Genomic DNA, 1,532 nt, shown 5'->3' on the forward strand with positions numbered 1-1,532 from the left:
CGTTGAATGTGTAGGATTCCGATTTTCCTTAGAAAGGAGGTGATCCAGCCGCAGGTTCTCCTACGGCTACCTTGTTACGACTTCACCCTAATCATCTGTCCCACCTTAGACGGTTGGCTCCTAAAAGGTTACCGCACCGGCTTTGGGTGTTACAAACTCTCATGGTGTGACGGGCGGTGTGTACAAGACCCGGGAACGTATTCACCGCGGCGTGCTGATCCGCGATTACTAGCGATTCCGACTTCATGTAGGCGAGTTGCAGCCTACAATCCGAACTGAGACATACTTTAAGAGATTAGCGTACCCTCGCGGGTTAGCGACTCGTTGTATATGCCATTGTAGCACGTGTGTAGCCCAGGTCATAAGGGGCATGATGATTTGACGTCATCCCCACCTTCCTCCGGTTTGTCACCGGCAGTCTCACTAGAGTGCCCAACTGAATGCTGGCAACTAATAATAAGGGTTGCGCTCGTTGCGGGACTTAACCCAACATCTCACGACACGAGCTGACGACAACCATGCACCACCTGTCACCTTGTCCCCGAAGGGAACATCCTATTTCTAGGATTAGCAAGGGATGTCAAGACCTGGTAAGGTTCTTCGCGTTGCTTCGAATTAAACCACATGCTCCACCGCTTGTGCGGGTCCCCGTCAATTCCTTTGAGTTTCAACCTTGCGGTCGTACTCCCCAGGCGGAGTGCTTAATGCGTTAGCTGCGACACTCAAGGGCGGAAACCCTCGAACATCTAGCACTCATCGTTTACGGTGTGGACTACCAGGGTATCTAATCCTGTTTGCTACCCACACTTTCGAGCCTCAACGTCAGTTACAGTCCAGAAAGCCGCTTTCGCCACCGGTGTTCTTCCATATATCTACGCATTTCACCGCTACACATGGAGTTCCACTTTCCTCTACTGCACTCAAGTTATCCAGTTTCCAAAGCCCTTCCTCAGTTGAGCTGAGGGCTTTCACTTCAGACTTAAATAACCGTCTGCGCTCGCTTTACGCCCAATAAATCCGGATAACGCTTGGAACATACGTATTACCGCGGCTGCTGGCACGTATTTAGCCGTTCCTTTCTGATAAGATACCGTCACACACTGAACAGTTACTCTCAATGTCGTTCTTCTCTTATAACAGTGTTTTACGAGCCGAAACCCTTCATCACACACGCGGCGTTGCTCCATCAGGCTTGCGCCCATTGTGGAAGATTCCCTACTGCTGCCTCCCGTAGGAGTATGGGCCGTGTCTCAGTCCCATTGTGGCCGATCAGTCTCTCAACTCGGCTACGCATCATCGCCTTGGTAAGCCATTACCTTACCAACTAGCTAATGCACCGCGGGTCCATCTCTTAGTGATAGCAGAACCATCTTTCAACTAACAACCATGCGGTTGTTAGTGTTATACGGTATTAGCACTTGTTTCCAAATGTTATCCCCTGCTAAGAGGTAGGTTACCCACGTGTTACTCACCCGTTCGCCACTCTTTGTCAGATAAAATCAAATCAGAGCAAGCTCTTCATATCAATTAAA

At 49.9% G+C, this 1,532-nt stretch carries 1 rRNA gene; it reads right to left on the bottom strand.

Annotation, left to right across the window (positions count from 1 at the left end):
- Nucleotides 1-32: 32 nt before the first annotated feature.
- Nucleotides 33-1,532: ribosomal RNA gene (locus tag FFM62_RS09870) — 16S ribosomal RNA — on the bottom strand; the annotation flags it as partial.

The organism is Weissella thailandensis (assembly GCF_005405465.1).
Taxonomy (GTDB): domain Bacteria; phylum Bacillota; class Bacilli; order Lactobacillales; family Lactobacillaceae; genus Weissella; species Weissella thailandensis.